The 17620-nt window shown below is 72.3% G+C and carries 14 protein-coding genes and 1 riboswitch; of the genes, 7 read left to right on the forward strand and 7 right to left on the reverse strand.

The features are described from left to right. The first annotated feature begins 29 nt into the window (after nucleotides 1–29). On the forward strand, nucleotides 30–2519 hold the full coding sequence (locus GA0070562_RS18570) for a DNA gyrase/topoisomerase IV subunit A (protein ID WP_091423574.1): 2490 nt from the start codon (nucleotides 30–32) through the stop codon (nucleotides 2517–2519). A gap of 637 nt (nucleotides 2520–3156) precedes the next feature. Here GA0070562_RS18570 and GA0070562_RS18575 read toward each other — a convergent pair. The 3 genes from GA0070562_RS18575 to GA0070562_RS18585 form a co-directional block, all read right to left on the reverse strand. Continuing rightward, complete coding sequence (locus GA0070562_RS18575) at nucleotides 3157–4497, reverse strand: uracil-xanthine permease family protein (protein WP_091423576.1); 1341 nt, start codon at nucleotides 4495–4497, stop codon at nucleotides 3157–3159. A gap of 94 nt (nucleotides 4498–4591) precedes the next feature. Beyond that, on the reverse strand, nucleotides 4592–5227 hold the full coding sequence (locus GA0070562_RS18580; RefSeq protein ID WP_091423578.1) for an alpha-ketoglutarate-dependent dioxygenase AlkB: 636 nt from the start codon (nucleotides 5225–5227) through the stop codon (nucleotides 4592–4594). A gap of 40 nt (nucleotides 5228–5267) precedes the next feature. Continuing rightward, complete coding sequence (locus GA0070562_RS18585; RefSeq protein WP_091423581.1) at nucleotides 5268–6593, reverse strand: polysaccharide pyruvyl transferase family protein; 1326 nt, start codon at nucleotides 6591–6593, stop codon at nucleotides 5268–5270. A gap of 159 nt (nucleotides 6594–6752) precedes the next feature. On the opposite strand from GA0070562_RS18585, the gene GA0070562_RS18590 reads away from it, so the two are divergent. The 5 genes from GA0070562_RS18590 to GA0070562_RS18610 all read left to right on the forward strand — a co-directional run bounded on the left by GA0070562_RS18590 (nucleotide 6753) and on the right by GA0070562_RS18610 (nucleotide 11713). Next, nucleotides 6753–7982, forward strand: a complete 1230-nt coding sequence (locus GA0070562_RS18590; protein WP_091423583.1) for an acyltransferase family protein — start codon at nucleotides 6753–6755, stop codon at nucleotides 7980–7982. 79 nt (nucleotides 7983–8061) lie between these two features. Beyond that, a complete protein-coding gene (locus GA0070562_RS18595; RefSeq protein WP_091423586.1) occupies nucleotides 8062–8406 on the forward strand; it encodes a hypothetical protein in 345 nt (114 codons plus the stop codon). A gap of 137 nt (nucleotides 8407–8543) precedes the next feature. Beyond that, nucleotides 8544–9308, forward strand: coding sequence for a hypothetical protein (locus GA0070562_RS18600; RefSeq protein WP_091424505.1), 765 nt, complete (start codon nucleotides 8544–8546; stop codon nucleotides 9306–9308). A gap of 309 nt (nucleotides 9309–9617) precedes the next feature. Next, nucleotides 9618–9760, forward strand: a riboswitch (cyclic di-AMP (ydaO/yuaA leader). A gap of 193 nt (nucleotides 9761–9953) precedes the next feature. Further along, nucleotides 9954–10805 (forward strand): C39 family peptidase, encoded by an 852-nt coding sequence (locus GA0070562_RS18605; protein WP_175438792.1) that lies wholly within the window; start codon nucleotides 9954–9956, stop codon nucleotides 10803–10805. A gap of 161 nt (nucleotides 10806–10966) precedes the next feature. Beyond that, nucleotides 10967–11713, forward strand: a complete 747-nt coding sequence (locus GA0070562_RS18610) for an alpha/beta fold hydrolase (RefSeq protein WP_091423591.1) — start codon at nucleotides 10967–10969, stop codon at nucleotides 11711–11713. Between the two features lie 6 nt (nucleotides 11714–11719). Here the strand turns inward: GA0070562_RS18610 and GA0070562_RS18615 are convergent, their stop codons facing one another. From GA0070562_RS18615 to GA0070562_RS18630, 4 genes are all read right to left on the reverse strand, one after another. Further along, the gene (locus GA0070562_RS18615; protein WP_091423593.1) at nucleotides 11720–13396 is read right to left on the reverse strand and encodes a CDP-glycerol glycerophosphotransferase family protein; all 1677 of its coding nucleotides are present in this window, start codon (nucleotides 13394–13396) and stop codon (nucleotides 11720–11722) included. A 19-nt stretch (nucleotides 13397–13415) separates the two neighbouring features. Continuing rightward, nucleotides 13416–14918: a bifunctional cytidylyltransferase/SDR family oxidoreductase gene (locus tag GA0070562_RS18620; protein WP_091423596.1), complete on the reverse strand. Its 1503-nt coding sequence runs from the start codon at nucleotides 14916–14918 to the stop codon at nucleotides 13416–13418. 105 nt (nucleotides 14919–15023) lie between these two features. Then, a complete protein-coding gene (locus GA0070562_RS18625; RefSeq protein ID WP_091423599.1) occupies nucleotides 15024–15824 on the reverse strand; it encodes an ABC transporter ATP-binding protein in 801 nt (266 codons plus the stop codon). Continuing rightward, nucleotides 15817–16719, reverse strand: a complete 903-nt coding sequence (locus tag GA0070562_RS18630) for an ABC transporter permease (RefSeq protein ID WP_013285260.1) — start codon at nucleotides 16717–16719, stop codon at nucleotides 15817–15819. The genes GA0070562_RS18625 and GA0070562_RS18630 overlap by 8 nt, the downstream gene beginning before the upstream one ends. Before the next feature lie 155 nt (nucleotides 16720–16874). Between GA0070562_RS18630 and GA0070562_RS18635 the strand changes: the two genes are divergently transcribed. Continuing rightward, a complete protein-coding gene (locus GA0070562_RS18635; protein WP_091423601.1) occupies nucleotides 16875–17507 on the forward strand; it encodes a TetR/AcrR family transcriptional regulator in 633 nt (210 codons plus the stop codon). The last annotated feature ends 113 nt before the right edge of the window (nucleotides 17508–17620 follow it).

Below are 17620 nucleotides of genomic sequence, written 5' to 3' on the forward strand. Positions count from 1 at the left end.
GGGTTCGTCTCGGAAGGAAACCGCACACCATGGCACGCCGCAAGGACGACCGCGCGAAGGCGGACCTGGCCGCCTTCGACCAGGCCGGCGCCCGCGTCTTCGACAACCCGCTGGTCACCGAGGTCTCGGACTCCTACCTGGAGTACGCGTTCTCGGTCATCCACTCCCGCGCCCTGCCCGACGCGCGCGACGGGCTCAAGCCGGTGCACCGGCGCATCCTCTGGTCCATGCACGAGCAGGGCCACCGCCCGGACCGCGGCCACGTCAAGAGCGCCCGGATCGTCGGCGACGTGATGGGCAAGTACCACCCGCACGGCGACACCGCGATCTACGACGCGATGGTGCGGCTGGCGCAGGACTTCTCGCTCAACGTCCCGCTCATCGACGGGCACGGCAACTTCGGCAGTCCGGACGACGGCCCGGCCGCGGCCCGCTACACCGAGGCCCGGATGTCCCGGGAGGCGATGCTGCTCACCGGCGAGCTGGGTGAGGACACCGTCGACGTCGAGCCGAACTACGACGGCTCGCTGACCCAGCCCACGGTGCTGCCGGCGGCGTTCCCGAACCTGCTGGTCAACGGCGCTTCCGGGATCGCGGTCGGCATGGCCACCAACATGATCCCGCACAACCTCGGCGAGGTGGTTCAGGCCGCCCGGTGGCTGATCAACCACCCGGACGCCACACTCGACAGACTCATGGAGTTCGTGCCCGGCCCCGACCTGCCGACCGGCGGGCTGCTGCTCGGCCTGGACGAGGTGCGCCGCGCGTACGAGACCGGGCGCGGCGTGGTGCGCATGCGCGGCCGGGTGGAGATCGGCCCGCTGGAGGGCAGCCGCGGCCGGCAGGCCATCACCGTCACCGAGCTGCCGTACGGCGTCGGCGCCGAGAAGGTCATCGCGGCCATCACCAACGAGGTCAACAAGACCAAGCGGCTCACCGGCATCGCCGACGTCAAGGACCTCACCGACCGGGAGAACGGCACCCGCCTCGTGGTGGAGTGCAAGGTCGGCGTGAACCCGCAGGCGCTGCTGGCCGACCTCTACCGGCTCACCCCGCTGGAGCAGTCCTTCGGCGTGAACAACCTGGTGCTCGTCGACGGCCAGCCCCGCACGCTCGGGCTCAAGGAACTGCTCGACGTGTTCCTGGCACACCGGTACGAGGTGGTGACCCGGCGCAGCGCGTACCGCAAGCGCAAGCGGGAGGAGCGCCTGCACCTGGTCGACGGACTGCTGATCGCCCTGCTCGACATCGACCGGGTGGTCAAGCTGATCCGGGCCAGCGAGGACGCCCAGGCCGCAAAGGACGGCCTGATGCAGAAGTTCAAGCTCTCCGAGATCCAGGCGGCCTACATCCTGGACACTCCGCTGCGCCGGCTGACCAGGTACGACCGGCTGGAGCTGGAGGCCGAGCAGGAGAAGCTGCGCGGTGAGATCGCCGAGCTGTCGAAGATCCTGGACGATGAGAAGGTACTGCGGAAGGTGGTCTCCGACGAGCTGGCCGCCGTGGTCAAGCAGTTCGGCGCGCCGCGGCGTACCACGCTCGTCGACGGCGACCTCAAGGAGGTGCTCGCCGCCTCGGTGCCCGCCGGTCCGCTGGAGGTCGCCGACGACCCGTGCCAGGTGATCCTCTCCGCCACCGGGCTGGTCGCGCGGACCGCGGCCGAGTCGGAGGAGGCCGCCGAGGCGCGCCGGCGCAGCGGCCGGGTCAAGCACGACGCGGTACGCGCGATCGTGCACTCCACCGCCCGCGGCCGGGTGCTGCTGGTGACCAGCGCCGGCCGCGCGTTCAAGATCGACGTGTTGCCGTTGCCGGTGCTGCCCGAGCAGTCCGGCACGGTGTCGCTGCGCGGCGGCATGTCGGCGGCGGAACTGGTGCCGCTGGAGCCGGGCGAGACGGTGGTCGGGCTGGCTCCGCTGGGGCCGTCCGCGCAGGGGTCGCCCGGTCTTGCCCTCGGTACCCGGGCGGGCGTGGTGAAGGTGTGCGCCCCGGACTGGCCGGTCCGCTCCGACGAGTTCGAGGTGATCTCGCTGCGCGACGGCGACGAGGTGGTCGGCGCGACCTGGCTGACCGACGGCGCCGAGACGCTGGCGTTCGTCTCCTCGGAGGCGTCGCTGCTGCGCTTCGCCGCGACCGTCGTGCGACCGCAAGGACTCAAGGGCGGCGGCATGTCCGGCATCAACCTGCCCGACGGGGCGCGGGCGGTCTTCTTCGGCGCGATCCGCACCGACGACGCGAAGCACGGTGAGCCGATGGTGGTCACCTCGACCGGCGCCACTGTGAAGGTGACGCCGTTCAAGGCGTACCCGGCGAAGGGCAGGGCGACCGGCGGCGTGCGCGCGCAGCGGTTCCTCAAGGGCGAGGTGGAGCTGTCGGTGGCCTGGATCGGCCCGCGGCCGGTGGGCGCGACCGCCACCGGCGACCCGGTGGACCTGCCCCCGGCCGATCCGCGCCGAGACGGCTCCGGTTTCGCCGTGATGCTCGGCCCCACCGTCGTAGGCCACCACATCGACCGCGACTGACAACCGGCTGGGGAGCGGGCGGCGGTAGACCGCCCCCTCCCGCCTGCCCGCCCCCCGACACGTTGATCAAGGAGTTTGCGGACTTCTCGCGCCTCTTCAGACCCCAAACTCCTTGATCACGAGGTGAGCGCGTCAGCGGACCGGGCACCCGGAGCTGCTGACAGGATCCGTGCGCTCGTGTGCCCGTCTACCCCCTGTCGCGCGTTGATCAAGGAGTTAGCGGCCTTTTCGCGCCCTCCGCAGGCCCTAAACTCCTTGATCACCGCGCCAGGGGCACCCCGGGGGCAGGGCTGCCTGCGGTTGCTGGGGCACATTCCGGGCTTTTGGGCAGACCCGCACGGCCCTGCACGGTCGATCATGAGGTTAGCGGCGACAAAACGGACACCGAACGCCGTCAACCTCATGATCGACGCAGTTGGGCGGGGCTGGCCCTGGCGGCGAGAGCGTCGCGCCGCTGGGCCCACCGCGATCTTGCAGTTCGGGCCTTTGGGGTGTCCCGCTCACGTGGGCCCGCACGATCGCGCCCCCTGAGCCACGTTGATCATGAAGTTAGCGGGCATGAATCGGACAATTTGTGCCGCTAACTTCATGATCAACAGGGCGGGGCGGGGCCTGGCGGGTCCGAGGGGCGGTGGGGTCAGAGTTCGGGGGTGGGGGACTGGCGGGACTCGGGGGTCGTGCCGCGTAGGCGGGCGATCAGGCGCATGCCGTGGTAGATGACCAGGGCGGCGGCGGTGCCCAGGGCGATGCCGTTGAACGACAGGTCGCCCGCGGTCAGCGTGTAGTTGGCGGCGCCGATGATCACCGCTACCGCGGCGGTGAACAGGTTGATCGGGTCGTGGAAGTCGACCCGGCTCTCGATCCAGATCCGGGCGCCCAGGATGGCGATCAGGCCGTACAGGGCGGTCGTGGCGCCACCGAGCACGCCGGCCGGGACGGTCAGGATCAGCGCGCCGAACTTCGGGCAGAGCCCGAGCAGGATCGCCGTGCCGCCGGCCACCCAGTACGCGGCGGTGGAGTAGACGCGGGTCGCCGCCATCACGCCGATGTTCTCCGCGTACGTGGTGGTGCCGGAACCGCCGCCGGAGCCGGCCAGCACTGTGGCGACGCCGTCGCCGAGCAGCGCCCGGCCCATGTCGCGGTCCAGGTTGCGGCCGGTCATCGCGGCGACCGCCTTGACGTGCCCGGCGTTCTCCGCGATCAGCACCAGGATCACCGGGATGACCAGCACGACGGCGCGCGCGTCGAAGCTCGGCGTGTGGAACTCGGGGAAGCCGACCCAGGCCGCCTGGCGCAGGCCGCTGACCGCCTGCTGGTCGAGGTTGCCGGTCAGCGCGGCGAGCACCCAGCCGACCACCACGCCGATGAGGATCGACAGACGCGCCACGAAGCCGCGGAAGAGCACAGTGGTGAGCAGGATCGCGACGAGCGTGACCACGGCGATCAGCGGCTGGGCCTTCACGCCGGTGCCGGAGCCGTCGCCGTCCCAGGCCACCGGCGCGAGGTTGAGGCCGATCAGCATGACGATCGCGCCGGTGACCACCGGCGGCATCAGCGCGTCGATCCAGCGGGAACCGGCCACCTGCACCACCACGCCGACGATCGCGAGCGCGACACCCGCGACGACGATGCCGCCGAGGGCCGCGCCGATGCCGCCGTCGGTCTTCGCGGCCAGCACCGGCGCGATGAACGCGAACGACGAGCCGAGGTACGAGGGCAGCCGGTTGCCGGTGATCAGCAGGAACAGCAGCGTGCCGAGCCCGGAGAACAACAGCGTCGTGGCGGGCGGGAACCCGGTGATCAGCGGGACGGTGAAGGTGGCGCCGAACATGGCGACCACGTGCTGCACGCCCACGCCGACGGTGCGCGGCCAGGAGAGCCGTTCGTCCGGCTGGACCACGTCGCCGGGGCGTACCTGGCGGCCGTCGCCGTGCACGGTCCACGGGGACCAGCGGGAGGAGGTGGGGGACTGGGTCATGGCCGCCCTTCGCGTCATCGGGTGACGGGGGCGTGATCGACCCTGGGGGTTGTTTCTAGCACGTGCCCTGCCCGGATGTGGGCCCGGCCCGGGCTCAGGCGACGCCGGTGGGACGGAACTGGACGCTGACCCGGGGGCCGACCGGGCGGGTGGTCTTCGGCACGGCGTGCTCCCAGGTGCGCTGGCAGGAGCCGCCCATGACCACGAGGTCGCCGTGGCCGAGCGGGAACCGAAGGCTGCCGCCGCCTCCGCCGCGGGGGCGCAGCAGCAGCGCGCGGGGGGAGCCGAACGAGACGATCGCGACCATCGTGTCGGTGTGCGCGGAGCGGCCCAGGGTGTCGCCGTGCCAGGCCACGCTGTCGCGTCCGTCGCGGTAGAGGCACATGCCGGCGGTGACGAACGGCTCGCCCAGCTCGGACGCGTAGTGCCGGGTGAGCGCGTCCCGGGCCGCGCTGAGCACCGGGTGCGGCAGCGGCCGGCCGGCGGCGTACCAGCAGAGCAGCCGGGGCACGTCGACCTCGGCGTCGTACATGGTGCGGCGCTCGGCCCGCCAGGGCACGTCGTGGCGCAGCGTGTCGAGCACCTCGTCGGAGCCGCGTACCCAGCCGGGCAGGTGGTCGACCCAGGCGCCCCGGCTCAGCTCGTGCCGGCGCAGTCGACCGGCGAGCGGGCCCAGGGTCGGGCCCTGCTCGGCCAGGTCGAGCATCGAGGGCTGGTACGCGTCGGACACGCAGCCGATCGTACCGCGCTCTCGAACAGGCGTACGACGGTCAGCGTCGCAGCATCCGGCGGACCTTGCCCGGGACGGCCTGCTTGATCCGCTCGCGGAGCTGCTGCGAGCGCAGCGCGTCGATGGTCCCGGTGAGCTTGGCGTTCTCGTCGCGCAGCCGCTCGATGCGGGTCAGCAGTTCGGCCGGCGTGGTGGCGGCGGCGGGCCGGACGGCCGGCGGGAAGACCGTCTCGCTCACCTGGCGGTCGAAGCGGGCCGCGCTGTCGCCGTCGGCGAACGAGGTGCCGAGGTCGTGCTTGGCCAGGAACGCCGTGATGGTCTCGAAGCGGGCCTTGTGGCCGTCGTTGAGCGCGGTGTAGTCGGCCTCCGCGTAGAGGTCGGCGGCGTCGACGTCGGCCGGCACGTCCCGCATGATCCGGTGCGGGATGCCGAAGTAGCGGGCCAGTTCCAGCGTGCGCGAGTCGTGGGCGAACAGGTAGCCGGGCGTGCCGGCGACGAGCGCCGTGATGGTGCCGTGGATGCGGGTGCCGAACGCGAAGTCGTACCCGGACAGGTGCGACATCCAGGTCCACGGGTCGACGAACATGCGCACCTTGTCCTCGGCGAACAGCGGGTGCGAGGTGTGCAGCGGGATGTCGCTGCTCTGGCCCCGGTGCTCGGGCGCGTCGCCGTAGAGCAGGGTGCCGAGCGTCCGCAGGTCCTGCGGCACGTAGCAGAGGTTCGGGTAGCGCTCCTGGTGGTGGCGGACCACCGAGGCCATCGAGCGGACGTACGGGGAGATGGTGAGCGCGACCTTCGAGTCGGCGGTCAGCTCCGGGCGGGTCTTCTCCAGCTGGAACGTGTCGCCGTGCAGGAACATCGACGGGCAGCCGATCTGCTCCACGGCGGAGAAGCCCAGCGCGTTGAGGTAGCTCTCGGTCACCTCGCCGCGTACGCCGATGCTGTGCGACCGGTCCAGCACGGCCTTGCAGAACGCGCGGACCGGCTCGTCGATCGGCCGCAGGTACTCGCGGTCGCCGTCGACGTTCGTCTGCACGCCGACGCCGAGCACCACCACCGGGATCTTCAGCCGTTCGATCAGCCGGGTCAGCGGGGTCAGGCGGTGAATGAAGCTGCGCCGGAACGCGTTGGCCAGGGGTACGACGAAGACGTCGTGCCGCTCGTTGATCTCGTCGGCGAGACGCGGGTCGGCCGGGGTGCGGGTCGGTGTGATCTCGGCCGTGGAGGTGGCGAGCAGCTTGTGCGCGGCGTGGCTGAAGACCAGGTTGCCGCTGTTGTCCCCGATCCAGTTGCCGGCGAACGTCTCCTCGGGCGTGAGGACGTCGAACGGGCCCTTGCGGGCGCGGAGCAGGATCCGCTGGTGCATCCGGTTTCGCTCACCTTCCGTACGGCACGGCGTGCGGGCGGGAGCCGTGGTGGGGTGCCCGCGCGTGCAGGAACGGAATCCTATCCGCCGCTCCTGGGAGACCCGGCGGACGTCGGCTCGCCGGGAACGTCCCGGTTCCCCGGGGGTAGGGTGCCCGGAATGACCAGCGCGCCGACCGTCACCCGTGCCCCACGACTGCCGTCGCTGACCGGATTGCGGTGGGTCGCCGCGCTGCTCGTCTTCGGCTTCCACGCCGGGACCATGGGGATCGTCGCCGAGCCGCACCTGAAGCCCTTGATCGACAAGGCGTTCAGCCTGGGCCTGTCCGGCGTCGAGTTCTTCTTCATCCTCAGCGGGTTCGTGCTGGTCTGGTCGTACCGGGACGGGGAACGCGCGTGGACGTTCCTGCGCCGCCGGTTCGCCAAGATCTACCCGAACCACGTGGTGACGTTCGTCGCGGCGGTGGCGATCGCCGCCTGGTTCGCCGACCCGATCGTGCCGTGGGCCGCGATCGCCAACTTCTTCCTGGTCCAGGCGTGGATCCCGCTGGGCGGCTACTTCTACAGCGTCAACAACGTGAGCTGGTCGCTCTCCTGCGAGCTGGCCTTCTACCTGTGCCTGCCGCTCGTGGTGCCGTGGCTGCGCCGGGCCCGTACCGGCGTGCTGCGGACCGTGCTGGTCGCGGCGCCGCTGCTCATCCTGGCGCTGTGGCCCGGCCAGCAGTTCGTGCCGGAGGAACAGCGGTGGTGGTTCACCCAGATCTTCCCGGTGACCCGGTCGCTGGAGTTCTGGATGGGCGTGGCCGCCGCCGAACTGATGCGCCGGCACCGCTGGCGCGGCCCGAACCTCACCGTCGCCACCGGCGTCTTCGTCACCACCTGGGTCGTCGCCGCGCTGTGGATCCCGGCCGAGTTCTGGGCGGCGCTGCTCGCGGTCGCGTACCTGCTGGTCATCGCCGCCGCGGCGGACGCCGACGTGCGCGGCCGGCCCACCCCCTGGCGGTCCCGCGCGATGGTCTGGCTCGGTGAGGTCTCGTTCGCCTTCTACCTGGTCCACGTGCTGGTCATGGTCACCGTGTTGCGGCTGACCGGGCACTGGGGGACCGGGCTGCCCGGCTGGCGCGGCCCGCTCGCGGTGCTCGGCTTCCTGGTGGTCACGCTCGCGCTGGCCGCCGCGCTGCACCGCTGGGTGGAGGTGCCGATGATGCGCCTGCTCGGCCCGTCCCGCCGGGCCCGCGCGGCGTCGCGCGTGCCGGCCCCCGCGCCGGCGGTGCCGGCTCCGCGCGGGGCCGCCGACGACGCCGCCACCCCGGCCGCCGACGGCGGCGCGACGTCCGTCGCCGGTCCGGGCGAGGGCATCGAGTACGCCGGGCGGCGTCGCCCGGACTGACACGCGCACCCGTCGGCCGGTCGATCGCGACACGCCGTGCGGCGGTGCGTTCGTGGGGGATCGGCGGTAATTTGTACCCGTGCTTCCGATCGCGCTCACCTGCCCCGTGTGGTGGGTGGCGCGCTGGACCGCCCGGATGCTCGCCAGTCTCGCCGTGGTCGTCGCCTGTTCGTTCGGCGCCGCCACGCTGCCGTCGGGTGTGGCCGCTGCCGCCCCGGCCCCGGCGGCGGCCGTCTCGGCGTACCCCGTCGCCGGTGCCTCGGCCACCGCGCGGCCGGAGGCCGACCGCGCGGCCGAGCGGCAGGCCCTTCCCGCCGGTGTCCCGGCGCCCGCTCCCCGGGCCGTCGAGGCGGCCGCACCGCAGCCGGTCCCGGCCGGCCGGGTCGCCGCGCCGGCCGGCCCGCGGGCCCCGCCCGCCCGCTGATCCGCCCACGGGCCGCGCCCGTTCACCGCACCCACCGAACGTCATCCCCGCACCCGCCCCGGCGGCCCGTTCCACCGGCCCGCCCCGGCGAGGTCGTGCGGGTCCTCCCGCCAGGTTCTTCCCGTGAGGTGCCGACCATGTCGCAGACCGCTCTGTACCACTTCCTCACCGCGGTGCCCGAGGCCGCCGCCATCTGGTCCTTCCTGCTGCTGCTCGCCCTGGGCCTGCTCGCCGCGCTCGTCGCCCGGCCGGAACGCGACCCCGAGCCGGAGGCCGCCCCCGAACCGGCCGACGCCGACGCCGTCCGCCGCGACGATCTGGTCCGCTACGCCGAGGAGGTGGCGGTGGCCGCGGCCGGGGCCGCCCAGACGGCCCGTCGCCGCCGGGAGCAGTGGATTGCCGCGCAGGACGAGGCGGACCGGGCCTGGACCGCGTACGACGAGGCGGACAGCGCCGCCCGCCGCCTGGCCGGCGCCGCCGCGCTGGGCGCCCCGCGCACCCCGCGCACCCCGGGCGAGTACGCGGCCCGGGAGCGCTGGCTGCACCACGCCGCCATGTCGGCGCACTGGCGGGGCGACCTGACCGCCCGTCAGCTCGCCGACGTGCTGGCGCACCGCAACGGGTGGGATCCGCGCCGGCACCCGGCCGAGCAGGAGATCGTGCTGGCCCGCACGGTCAGGGACGGGCGACGGGCCGGATGGGAGCGCGCCGCCGCGCGGGAACGGACGGCCTGGCGGGACGCGGAACTGGCCGCCGAGGCCGCCCGGACGCTCGCCGCCGAGGCGTACGCGGCAACCGTGGCCCTGCGGCCCGCTCTGCCGTACCGGAGTGCGACGACGAGCGCCCTGCCGGTGCCCGCTGCGGTCCGGAACGCGCGGTGGCGCCCGGCCCGGGTCGGCTGACACGCCTCGTCTCGACCGAATCGTTACCCGGAATATGGTGAGCCCGGTCACCCGGGTCACCGAATCGGGCGCGGGGCGCAGAACGGGTCATCGAGTCGCGCAATTGCCGGTCGGCTGCTCGCCGTCTGTCCTGTTTCCGCCGCCGGGCGCCGTCGAAACTGCTTGTCCCATTGAGTGAAGTCAGTAACCGGGTGTTCCGAAATCTGTTACCGCGGATCACGTTTACGCAGGTGGGAGCGCTTGGCATGGGACATACCCACCGGTAGTGTCGGCGCGTCCGATGCGGTAATCGATCGCCGACGGCGACGCCGCACCGACCCGCCTAATCGAGCTCCACGAACCGGGGACCCATGAGCAACATCGGGGTGAATCCGCGAGCCCACGGCCCGCGGTAGGGCGTACTTCCCGCCCGAATCCGTCAGCTAACCCGGTCGGCGGCCACGGAAGGAGTTACCCCTCTTGCCCACCCCTCGATCGTCCCCCCGCCTCCACGGCACCGCGGTGCCCGCGCTCGCCTGACGCGCGACCGGCAACCGCCCCCTGGGCGCCCGGCATCACGGGCGTTCCCGATCCCCCGGCCATCCGGCCCCGCCAGCACGTGTGAGTTCCTCCGCGTGCCGGGCCGGCGTGTGCCGCTCACGCCCCGTGGAGGATTTCGTGAAGCACCACCTGAAGCGTCAGCTGCGACGGATCGTCACCGAACGCCCGTACCAGATCATCGCCGGATCGGCCGCCGCGCTCGTGCTGGCCGCCGGTGCCGGCACCGTCGCCGCCGCCGGTGACGACGCCCCGGTCCAGGAGAACACCGCGGCGGTCGCCGATCTCGGCGCCGCCCGCCTCGGCGAGCAGCCCGCCAGCCGCGGCGAGGCCCGTGTCGCCGTACCGCAGGCGTCGCCCAGCGCCTCCGCCGCGCCCAGCGCGTCGCCGAGCGCCTCCCCGTCGAAGAAGGCGGCCGACCCGGACACCACGGCGAAGGCCAAGCCGAAGCCGCCGTCGAGCAAGTCGCTCGACTACGACTACCAGGCGCAGATCAACTACTTCTACTGCGGTCCGGCTGCCGTGCGCAACGCGCTCAGCGCCGCCGGCATCGAGCGCAGCCAGGACGCGCTCGCCGGCCCTCTCGGCACCACCGAGATGGGCACCAACTCGGCCGAGGACACCACCCGGGTGCTCAACCAGCAGGTCAAGGGCAACCCGTACCGGACCCGCATGATTCCCGGCACTGCCACCCCGGCCCAGATGGACCGGCTCCAGGCCGACGTGGTCGAGGCGATCAGCAACGGCCGTGGGGTCGTCGCGAACGTCGCCGGTACCGCCACCGACACCAACGGCGGCTGGCACTCGTTCCCGGGCGGCCACTACGTCGCGGTGGTCGGCTACAAGAACGACGGCCGGACCGTACGCATCGCCGACTCGGCCGACCCGTCGCTGCCCTCGTACTGGGTCACCACGATCGACCTGGCGCACTGGGTCTCCACGCGCGGCTACTCCGCCTGAGTCCCGCCCGCCCGCCCCGCTGATCTTGTAGTTGTGGCCCCGTTACAACGGGCAATCGGGGCATCCCGAGGGCCGTAACTGCAAGATCGACGGGCTGGTGGGGCGCCGGCTCGGTGGGTTCGGTCTCGCGTGTCGTGTGCGGGCGGTGGCAGACTGCGCCAATGGGCGACGCGACGGGGAAGCGGCATCTGATTCTCCTGCACGGCATGGGTGCCACCGGCGAGGTGTGGCTGCCCTGGGCGCCGCTGCTGGAACGCCGCTGGCCCGGCCGCTGGCTCGCCCCCGACCTGGCGGGACACGGCTGGTCGCCGCCGCTCGACGGCTACTCGTTCGAGGCCGTGGCGCAGCGCGTGGTGGACGGACTCGGCCCGGTCCGGCTCGGCCCCGACGACCGGCTGGTGCTGCTCGGGCACTCGCTCGGCGGGGTGGTGGCGCTGGCGCTGGCCGCCCGGCGGCGAGGGCTTCCGGTCGACGGGGTGGTCGGACTCGGCATCAAGGCGGTCTGGTCCCCGGCCGAACTGGCCAAGTCGGAGGAGCTGGCCGCCCGGCCGGTCACCTGGTTCGCCACCCGCGACGAGGCGGCCCGCCGCTACCTGCGCGTGTCCGGGCTCGCCGGGCTGTTCGCCCCGGACCACCCGGTGGTGGAGGCGGGGCTGCGCCGGGTGGACGGTCGCTGGCGGCTCGCGATGGACCCGGCCGCGTTCGCCGTCGGGGAACCCCGGCTGCCGTCCCTGCTGGCCGCCACCGATGTGCCCGTGCTGCTGGCCCGGGGCGAGACGGACCCGATGGTGACCGACGCGCAGCTCAAGGAACTGGGCGTGCCGGTGGCCACGCTGCCGGGGCTGGGCCACAACGCGCACGTCGAGGATCCGGAGGCGGTGCTCGCCCTGCTCGACCCGTACCTCTGAGCGGGCCTACACCTCGGCGCGCGGCGCCGGGACCGCCCAGTCGGGTTCCAGTTCGCGGCGGGCGGCGGTGAGGAACGCCTCGGCGTACCCGTCGGCGGGGAAGTCGCCCAGGTAGCGGGTCCGGGCCGCCCAGCGCTGTGCCGCCTTCGGGTCGGCGTCGAGCAGGTCGGTGAGCACCTCGTCCACGTTGGACATGTCACGCCGCAGCACGTAGCCGGACGCCGCCAGCGGGAACCGCTCCACGAAGTGCTCGCCGTCGGCGCCGGTGTCGGTGACCGCGTACGGCTTGCCGGAGTAGAGCCAGTCGGAGATGACCCCGGAGACGTCGGAGACCAGCGCGTCGGCGCGGTTGACGCACTCGGTGAGCGTCAGCTCGCGGCTCGCGGCGGCGCCCCACAGGTGCGGCCGGCCGGTCTTCGCCCGGTCGGCGGCGAGCAGTTCGGTGAGCCGGGCGAGCTGGCGGGCCGAGGCCGGGTTCTTGCCGGTGTACGGGTGGGCGCGCAGGACCACCGCGGCGCCCCGGTCGATCAGCCGGCGGATCAGCGTCTCGGCCACCGGCAGCGAGCAGTAGTTGGCGTCGGCGTGGTGCCCGGTCCAGGTCGGGGTGTAGAGGACCGTGGGGTGCGCCGGTGCGGTGACCGGCTCCCGGCGTACCTCGATGGCCTCGACCTGGGGGCGGCCGACCACGACGAACTTGTCGGCGGGGATCTCCACGCCGGCGCGGGCGTACCTGTCGATCGCGGCCTGCCCGGCCACGAAGATCTTGTCGAAGATGGCCGAGACCGGGTTGGCGCTCGGGGCCTTGTCGCTGTCGCCGTGGTGCAGCTGCACGTGGGTGAGCTGGTTGAACCGGATCACGTGGGCGTTCTTCGCGCCGTGGTTGACGTAGAACGCCACCCGCAGGCTCGGCACCAGCGCCTCGTCGAGCGCCTTCAGCGTGGGGCAGAGGACGACCGGGGCGCGGGTGGCGGCGGCCACCGCGGGCAGGAGCTCCGGTTCGCGCAGCACCACCACGAACGGGCGGCCGATCCGCTCCAGGTACGGCAGCCACATGGTGACCTGGTACTCGGAGCCGGGCGGGGCGGAGAAGTGCAGCACGAACTCGGGCTGGTGACGGCGCAGCGCGCGGCCGACCGGGCCACCTCCGGCGGGCGGGCGGAACCGGCGCCGGGCGAGGTCCAGCGCGACCGCCCCGCAGCCGGCGCCGACGAGCAGCGCGGCGACGAGCGCCGTCCAGGCGGGCAGCGCCAGGGCGGCGGCGAGCGCCACCACGGCGAGCAGCACCAGCAGCGCGTCGCCGAGCCGGGCGGCGACGACCGGTGTCCACGTGCGGACCGGAAGGTTCGCCGCCCGGATCTCCAGCGCGCCGGCCTGCCGCAGCGGCCCGACCAGCAGCACCAGCCCGAGCAGGACCAGCGCGGTGGCGGCCAGCGCCGGGTCGAAGCCGTCGTCGAGCCGCCGCGCGTAGCCGACGAGGATGCCGGCGGCGACGAGCACCGTCTCGGCGAGGCCGTCGGCGGACGGCCGGACCCGGCGCTCCCAGGCGGTGGCGGCGAGCGCCGCGACGGCCAGGGCCAGGCCCCAGCCGGTCGCCCCGGTGAGCGCCACGACGAGGAAGGCCAGCACCGCCAGCCCGGTGGTCAGCACCCGGGCGAGCAGCTTGCGGACCAGGTCACCACGCATCTGGTACGTCCCGTCGGGTTCAGGCGTCGGCGGACAGCTCGGACCGGTGCGGGCCCGGCTGGGCCGGTACGGCGGCCACCTGCTCGCCGGGGGACCGGCGCACGTCGACCACCTGACCGGTCAGTTCGGAGATCAGCACGTCCAGGGATGCCTGCGCGACCGCCTCGGAGGAGAGCAGCGTGTGCTCCGGCTCCTCGCCGAACGCCCGCGTCCGCATGGGGGTGGCGGTGCGTTCCGGGTTGACGCAGTTGACCCGTACGCCGAACTCGGCCCACTCGTCGGCGAGCGCCTGGGTCAGGTTGACCAGCGCGGCCTTGGTGGCCGAGTAGAGCGCGTAGCGGGCCCGGCCCCGGGTGTACGAGCTGGACGTGTAGAGCAGCAGCTGGCCCTTGGTCTGCTGCAGGTACGGCAGGGACTGGCGCGCGATGGTGACCGGGCCGACGAAGTTGACGTGCAGGAGACGGTCCATCGTCTCCGAGTCCATCTCGGCGAGCGCGCCCTTCTCCAGGATGCCGGCGGTGACCACCACGTGGTCGATCCGGCCGGTCGCCTCGAACGCGGTCTTCAGCGCGGCGGTCACGTCCTCGGCGCGCTCGACGTGCGTGCCGGTGGTGGAGCGGCTGAACGGGAAGACCTGGGCGCCGTAGCCGCGGGCCAGCTCGGCCAGGTCGTGGCCGATGCCGTAGCTGCCGCCGAAGACCACGATGGTCCGGCCGGTCAGCTCCTCGGCGTAGCTGCGGTGGTCGGTCAGGCGGGGCGCCTGGGCGGCGGCGAGCTGGAACAGCTTGTCGGCCAGGTGCACGTCGACCGGGTGAGTGACCTTGATGTTCTCGTCCGAGCCGTCGATCACCTTGATCGGCGTGCCGGGCAGGTAGCGCAGCACCACGCCGCAGTCGTCGGTGGCGGCGAAGTCGGGATCGCCCTCGGCGCGGCGGTACGCCTCGCGGATGGTGCCGGAGCGGAACGCCTGCGGGGTCTGGCCGCGGCGCAGCCGGGAGCGGACCGGGATGTCGGTGATGCAGTCGTCCGCGTCCACCTGGACGATCGTGTCGGCGGACGGGATGGCCACGTCCACGGCCGAGTACGTCCAGAGCGCGTTCACGCACTCGCGCACGATCCGGGCGCTGACCAGCGGGCGGACCGCGTCGTGGAAGAGGATGTTGACGTCGCCCTCGCCGACCGCGTCGAGCGCGATCCGGGTGGTGTCGTTGCGGGTCTCGCCACCCTCGATCACCTTGGTGACCTTGCGGAAGCCGGCGCCGGCGACGATGCGCCGCGCGTCGTCGACGTGACCGGTGGCCATCAGCACGATGATCTCGTCGATCTCCGGCGCGGCCTCGAAGACGGCGAGGGTGTGCTCGATGATCGGCTTACCGGCGATCTTGAGGAGCTGCTTCGGGATGCCCAGCCCGAGGCGCGTGCCGGTCCCCCCGGCGAGGATCACGGCCACCGTACGCGCGGGGCGCCAGGGTGCCGGGCTCGCCGGCGCGGCGTCCGGTGCGGTGGTGTGGTCCTGCGTCATTGCCGTACCTCACTCTGGGTGAAAGGGGATGGATCCGAAAACCTTAACGCGTACGCGGGAGCGCACCGCTCCGGGCGGAACCCGGTGCGGTGCGCTCCAGAAGCGCTACTTCTGGTTCTCGTACGCGTCGCAGACCTCCTTGGTGGGGCCGTCCATCTTCAGGACGCCGCTCTCCAGCCAGATGGTCCGCTCGCAGGTGTCCCGGATCGAGCCGATCGAGTGGCTGACCAGGAAGACCGTGCCGGCACTGTCGCGCAGTTCCCGGACCCGCTGCTCGCTGCGGACCCGGAACTTGCGGTCGCCGGTGGCCAGCGCCTCGTCGATGAGCAGCACGTCGTGCTTCTTCGCCGAGGAGATCGCGAAGCGCAGCCGCGCGCCCATGCCGGAGGAGTAGGTGCGCATCGGCAGCGAGGCGAAGTCACCGCGCTCGTTGATCCCGGAGAACTCGATGATCTCCGGGGCGATCTTCTTGACCTCGTCCGGGTGCATGCCCATGGCCAGGCAGCCGAGCACCACGTTGCGCTCGCCGGACAGGTCGTTGAGCAGCGCGGCGTTCACGCCGAGCAGCGACGGCTGGCCCTGGGTGTAGACGGCGCCGCGGGCCGGCGGGAGCAGCCCGGCGATGGCGCGCAGCAGTGTGGACTTGCCGGAGCCGTTGCTGCCGATCAGGCCGATCGCCTCACCCTCGTACGCGGTGAAGCTCACGCCCTTGACCGCGTGCACCTCGCGGATGTTCGGCGCCTTGGTGCGGGAGACGATCCGCTTGAGCGCGGAGACCGGGGTGGTGCCGCCGCTCGCGCCCTTGTGGATCCGGTAGATCACGTGCACGTCGTCCACCACCACTGTGGGGACGCGACCCGAGTCGGTCACCGGGCCGGCGTTCAGCGGCAGGGTCTGCTCAGCCACGGCCGTACTCCTTCTCTCCGCGCCAGAAGTAGACGAACCCGCCGATGCCCATCACGACCGCCCAGAACAGGCCCATCGCCCACAGCTTCAGCGGGGAGCTGATCAGGTTGGGCTGGTGCGAGTCGAGCAGCGCGTAGCGGGCCAGCTCGATGAAGACCAGCGGGGGGTTCCACTCCAGGATGTTCGCCGCCCAGTTCGGCAGGTGCTCGCGGATGAGCGCCACCGGGTAGAGCACGCCCGAGGCGTACAGCCAGGTGCGCATCACGAACGGCATGACCTGCTTGAGGTCGGTGGCCTTGGAGCCGAGGCGGGCCATCACCATGCTCAGCCCGACGTTGAAGATCGTCTGGAGCAGCAGCATGGGGACGATCAGCACCCAGCGGAAGGTGATCGGCTCGCCGGTCAGCAGCACGATCGCGGCCAGCACGACCATCGACATGAGCAGCTGCTGGAGCTGGACCAGCGTCACGGTGATCGGCAGCGCGGCCCGCGGGAACTGGAGCGCCCGGATCAGGCCCAGGTTTCCGGTGATCGCGCTGGTGCCGTTGGACGCCGCGGTCTGGGTGAAGATGAAGATGAAGATGCCGGTGCACAGGTACGCGATGAAGTTCGGCACGTTCCGGTGCTGGGCCAGGATCACGCCGAAGATCAGGAAGTAGACCGCCGCGTTGGTGAGCGGTGTCAGCACCTGCCAGAGCTGACCGAGCTGGGTGTTGCTCAGCGAGGAGGCGACCTTCGCCCGCGAGTACGCGGTCATGAAGTGCCGGTACGCCCACAACCTGCGGGCGTACTCACCCAGGGCGGGTCGTTCCCCGGCCACCCGTAGCCCGTACCGCTGGGCCAGCTGGGCCCGGGTCAGTCCGGATTCGGGGTCGGCCACCGCGGTGTTGGCCATGTTCAGGCGCTCCGATCTTTCGTGCTGATGGGGAGCAGTGCGGTGAAAGAGATCCAGCGTGGCCGGGCGGGGAGGAGCCGCCTCGCTGCTGCATGGAAGGTAGTCCACCGAACGTCGGGACGCAACCGTACCGTCGTTGCGCTACATTGTTCCACGTGATGACCGAGAAGAGGCGTGCCCCGGCCGGCGCGGCGGTGCTGCGCGGGGAGATCACCAGTGCCATTCGCGCCGCCGTGATGCAGGAATTGGCCGAGGTGGGCTACGGTCGCCTCTCCATCGAGGCGGTGGCCCGCCGGGCCGGTGTGAGCAAGACCGCCATCTACCGCCGTTGGCGTTCCAAGCTCGACCTGGTGCTGGACATGGTCTCGGCGGTGGCGGGGCGGAACATCCCGCTGCTGGACACCGGCAGCCTCCTCGGTGACCTGGAGATCCTGCTGCACGTGATGGCGCGCGCGTTGCGTCACCGGCTGGCCGCGCAGATCATCCCGGACCTGCTGGCCGAGGCCGCCCGCAACCCGCAGATCGCGGAGAAGTTGCAGGCCGCCCTGGACGACTACCAGCAGGCCATCGGGCGGATCCTGATCGGCCGGGCGGTCGAGCGCGGTGAGCTGTCCCCGGACACCGACCGGCGCGCCGCCGTCGATCTCATCGTCGGTCCGGTCTACTGGCGGATGGCGATCTCCCGGGCCCCGCTGGAGTCCACCGAGGTGCCCCGGATGGCGGCCGCGATCGTCGCCGCGCTGCGGGTAGCATGCGTGGGGCCTGTACGCGACGAGGTGGAAGTCTGAACCCCGGGCCGCCCCCGGAGGGCCGTCGTCGATCATGAACAGAAGGTCACATCCGGTCGGACAATCAGTGCAACCGGCTGGTTTTCCCGACAGACCGGTACCATCCCCCGAAA

It is taken from the genome of Micromonospora tulbaghiae (assembly GCF_900091605.1).
Classification (GTDB): Bacteria; Actinomycetota; Actinomycetes; order Mycobacteriales; family Micromonosporaceae; genus Micromonospora; species Micromonospora tulbaghiae.

Coding starts and splice junctions, on each gene's coding strand:
- GA0070562_RS18570 (WP_091423574.1), top strand. CDS start 30: ATGGCACGCCGCAAGGACGACCGCGCGAAGGCGGACCTGGCCGCCTTC.
- GA0070562_RS18575 (WP_091423576.1), bottom strand. CDS start 4,497: ATGACCCAGTCCCCCACCTCCTCCCGCTGGTCCCCGTGGACCGTGCAC.
- GA0070562_RS18585 (WP_091423581.1), bottom strand. CDS start 6,593: ATGCACCAGCGGATCCTGCTCCGCGCCCGCAAGGGCCCGTTCGACGTC.
- GA0070562_RS18590 (WP_091423583.1), top strand. CDS start 6,753: ATGACCAGCGCGCCGACCGTCACCCGTGCCCCACGACTGCCGTCGCTG.
- GA0070562_RS18600 (WP_091424505.1), top strand. CDS start 8,544: ATGTCGCAGACCGCTCTGTACCACTTCCTCACCGCGGTGCCCGAGGCC.
- GA0070562_RS18610 (WP_091423591.1), top strand. CDS start 10,967: ATGGGCGACGCGACGGGGAAGCGGCATCTGATTCTCCTGCACGGCATG.
- GA0070562_RS18615 (WP_091423593.1), bottom strand. CDS start 13,396: ATGCGTGGTGACCTGGTCCGCAAGCTGCTCGCCCGGGTGCTGACCACC.
- GA0070562_RS18620 (WP_091423596.1), bottom strand. CDS start 14,918: ATGACGCAGGACCACACCACCGCACCGGACGCCGCGCCGGCGAGCCCG.
- GA0070562_RS18630 (WP_013285260.1), bottom strand. CDS start 16,719: ATGGCCAACACCGCGGTGGCCGACCCCGAATCCGGACTGACCCGGGCC.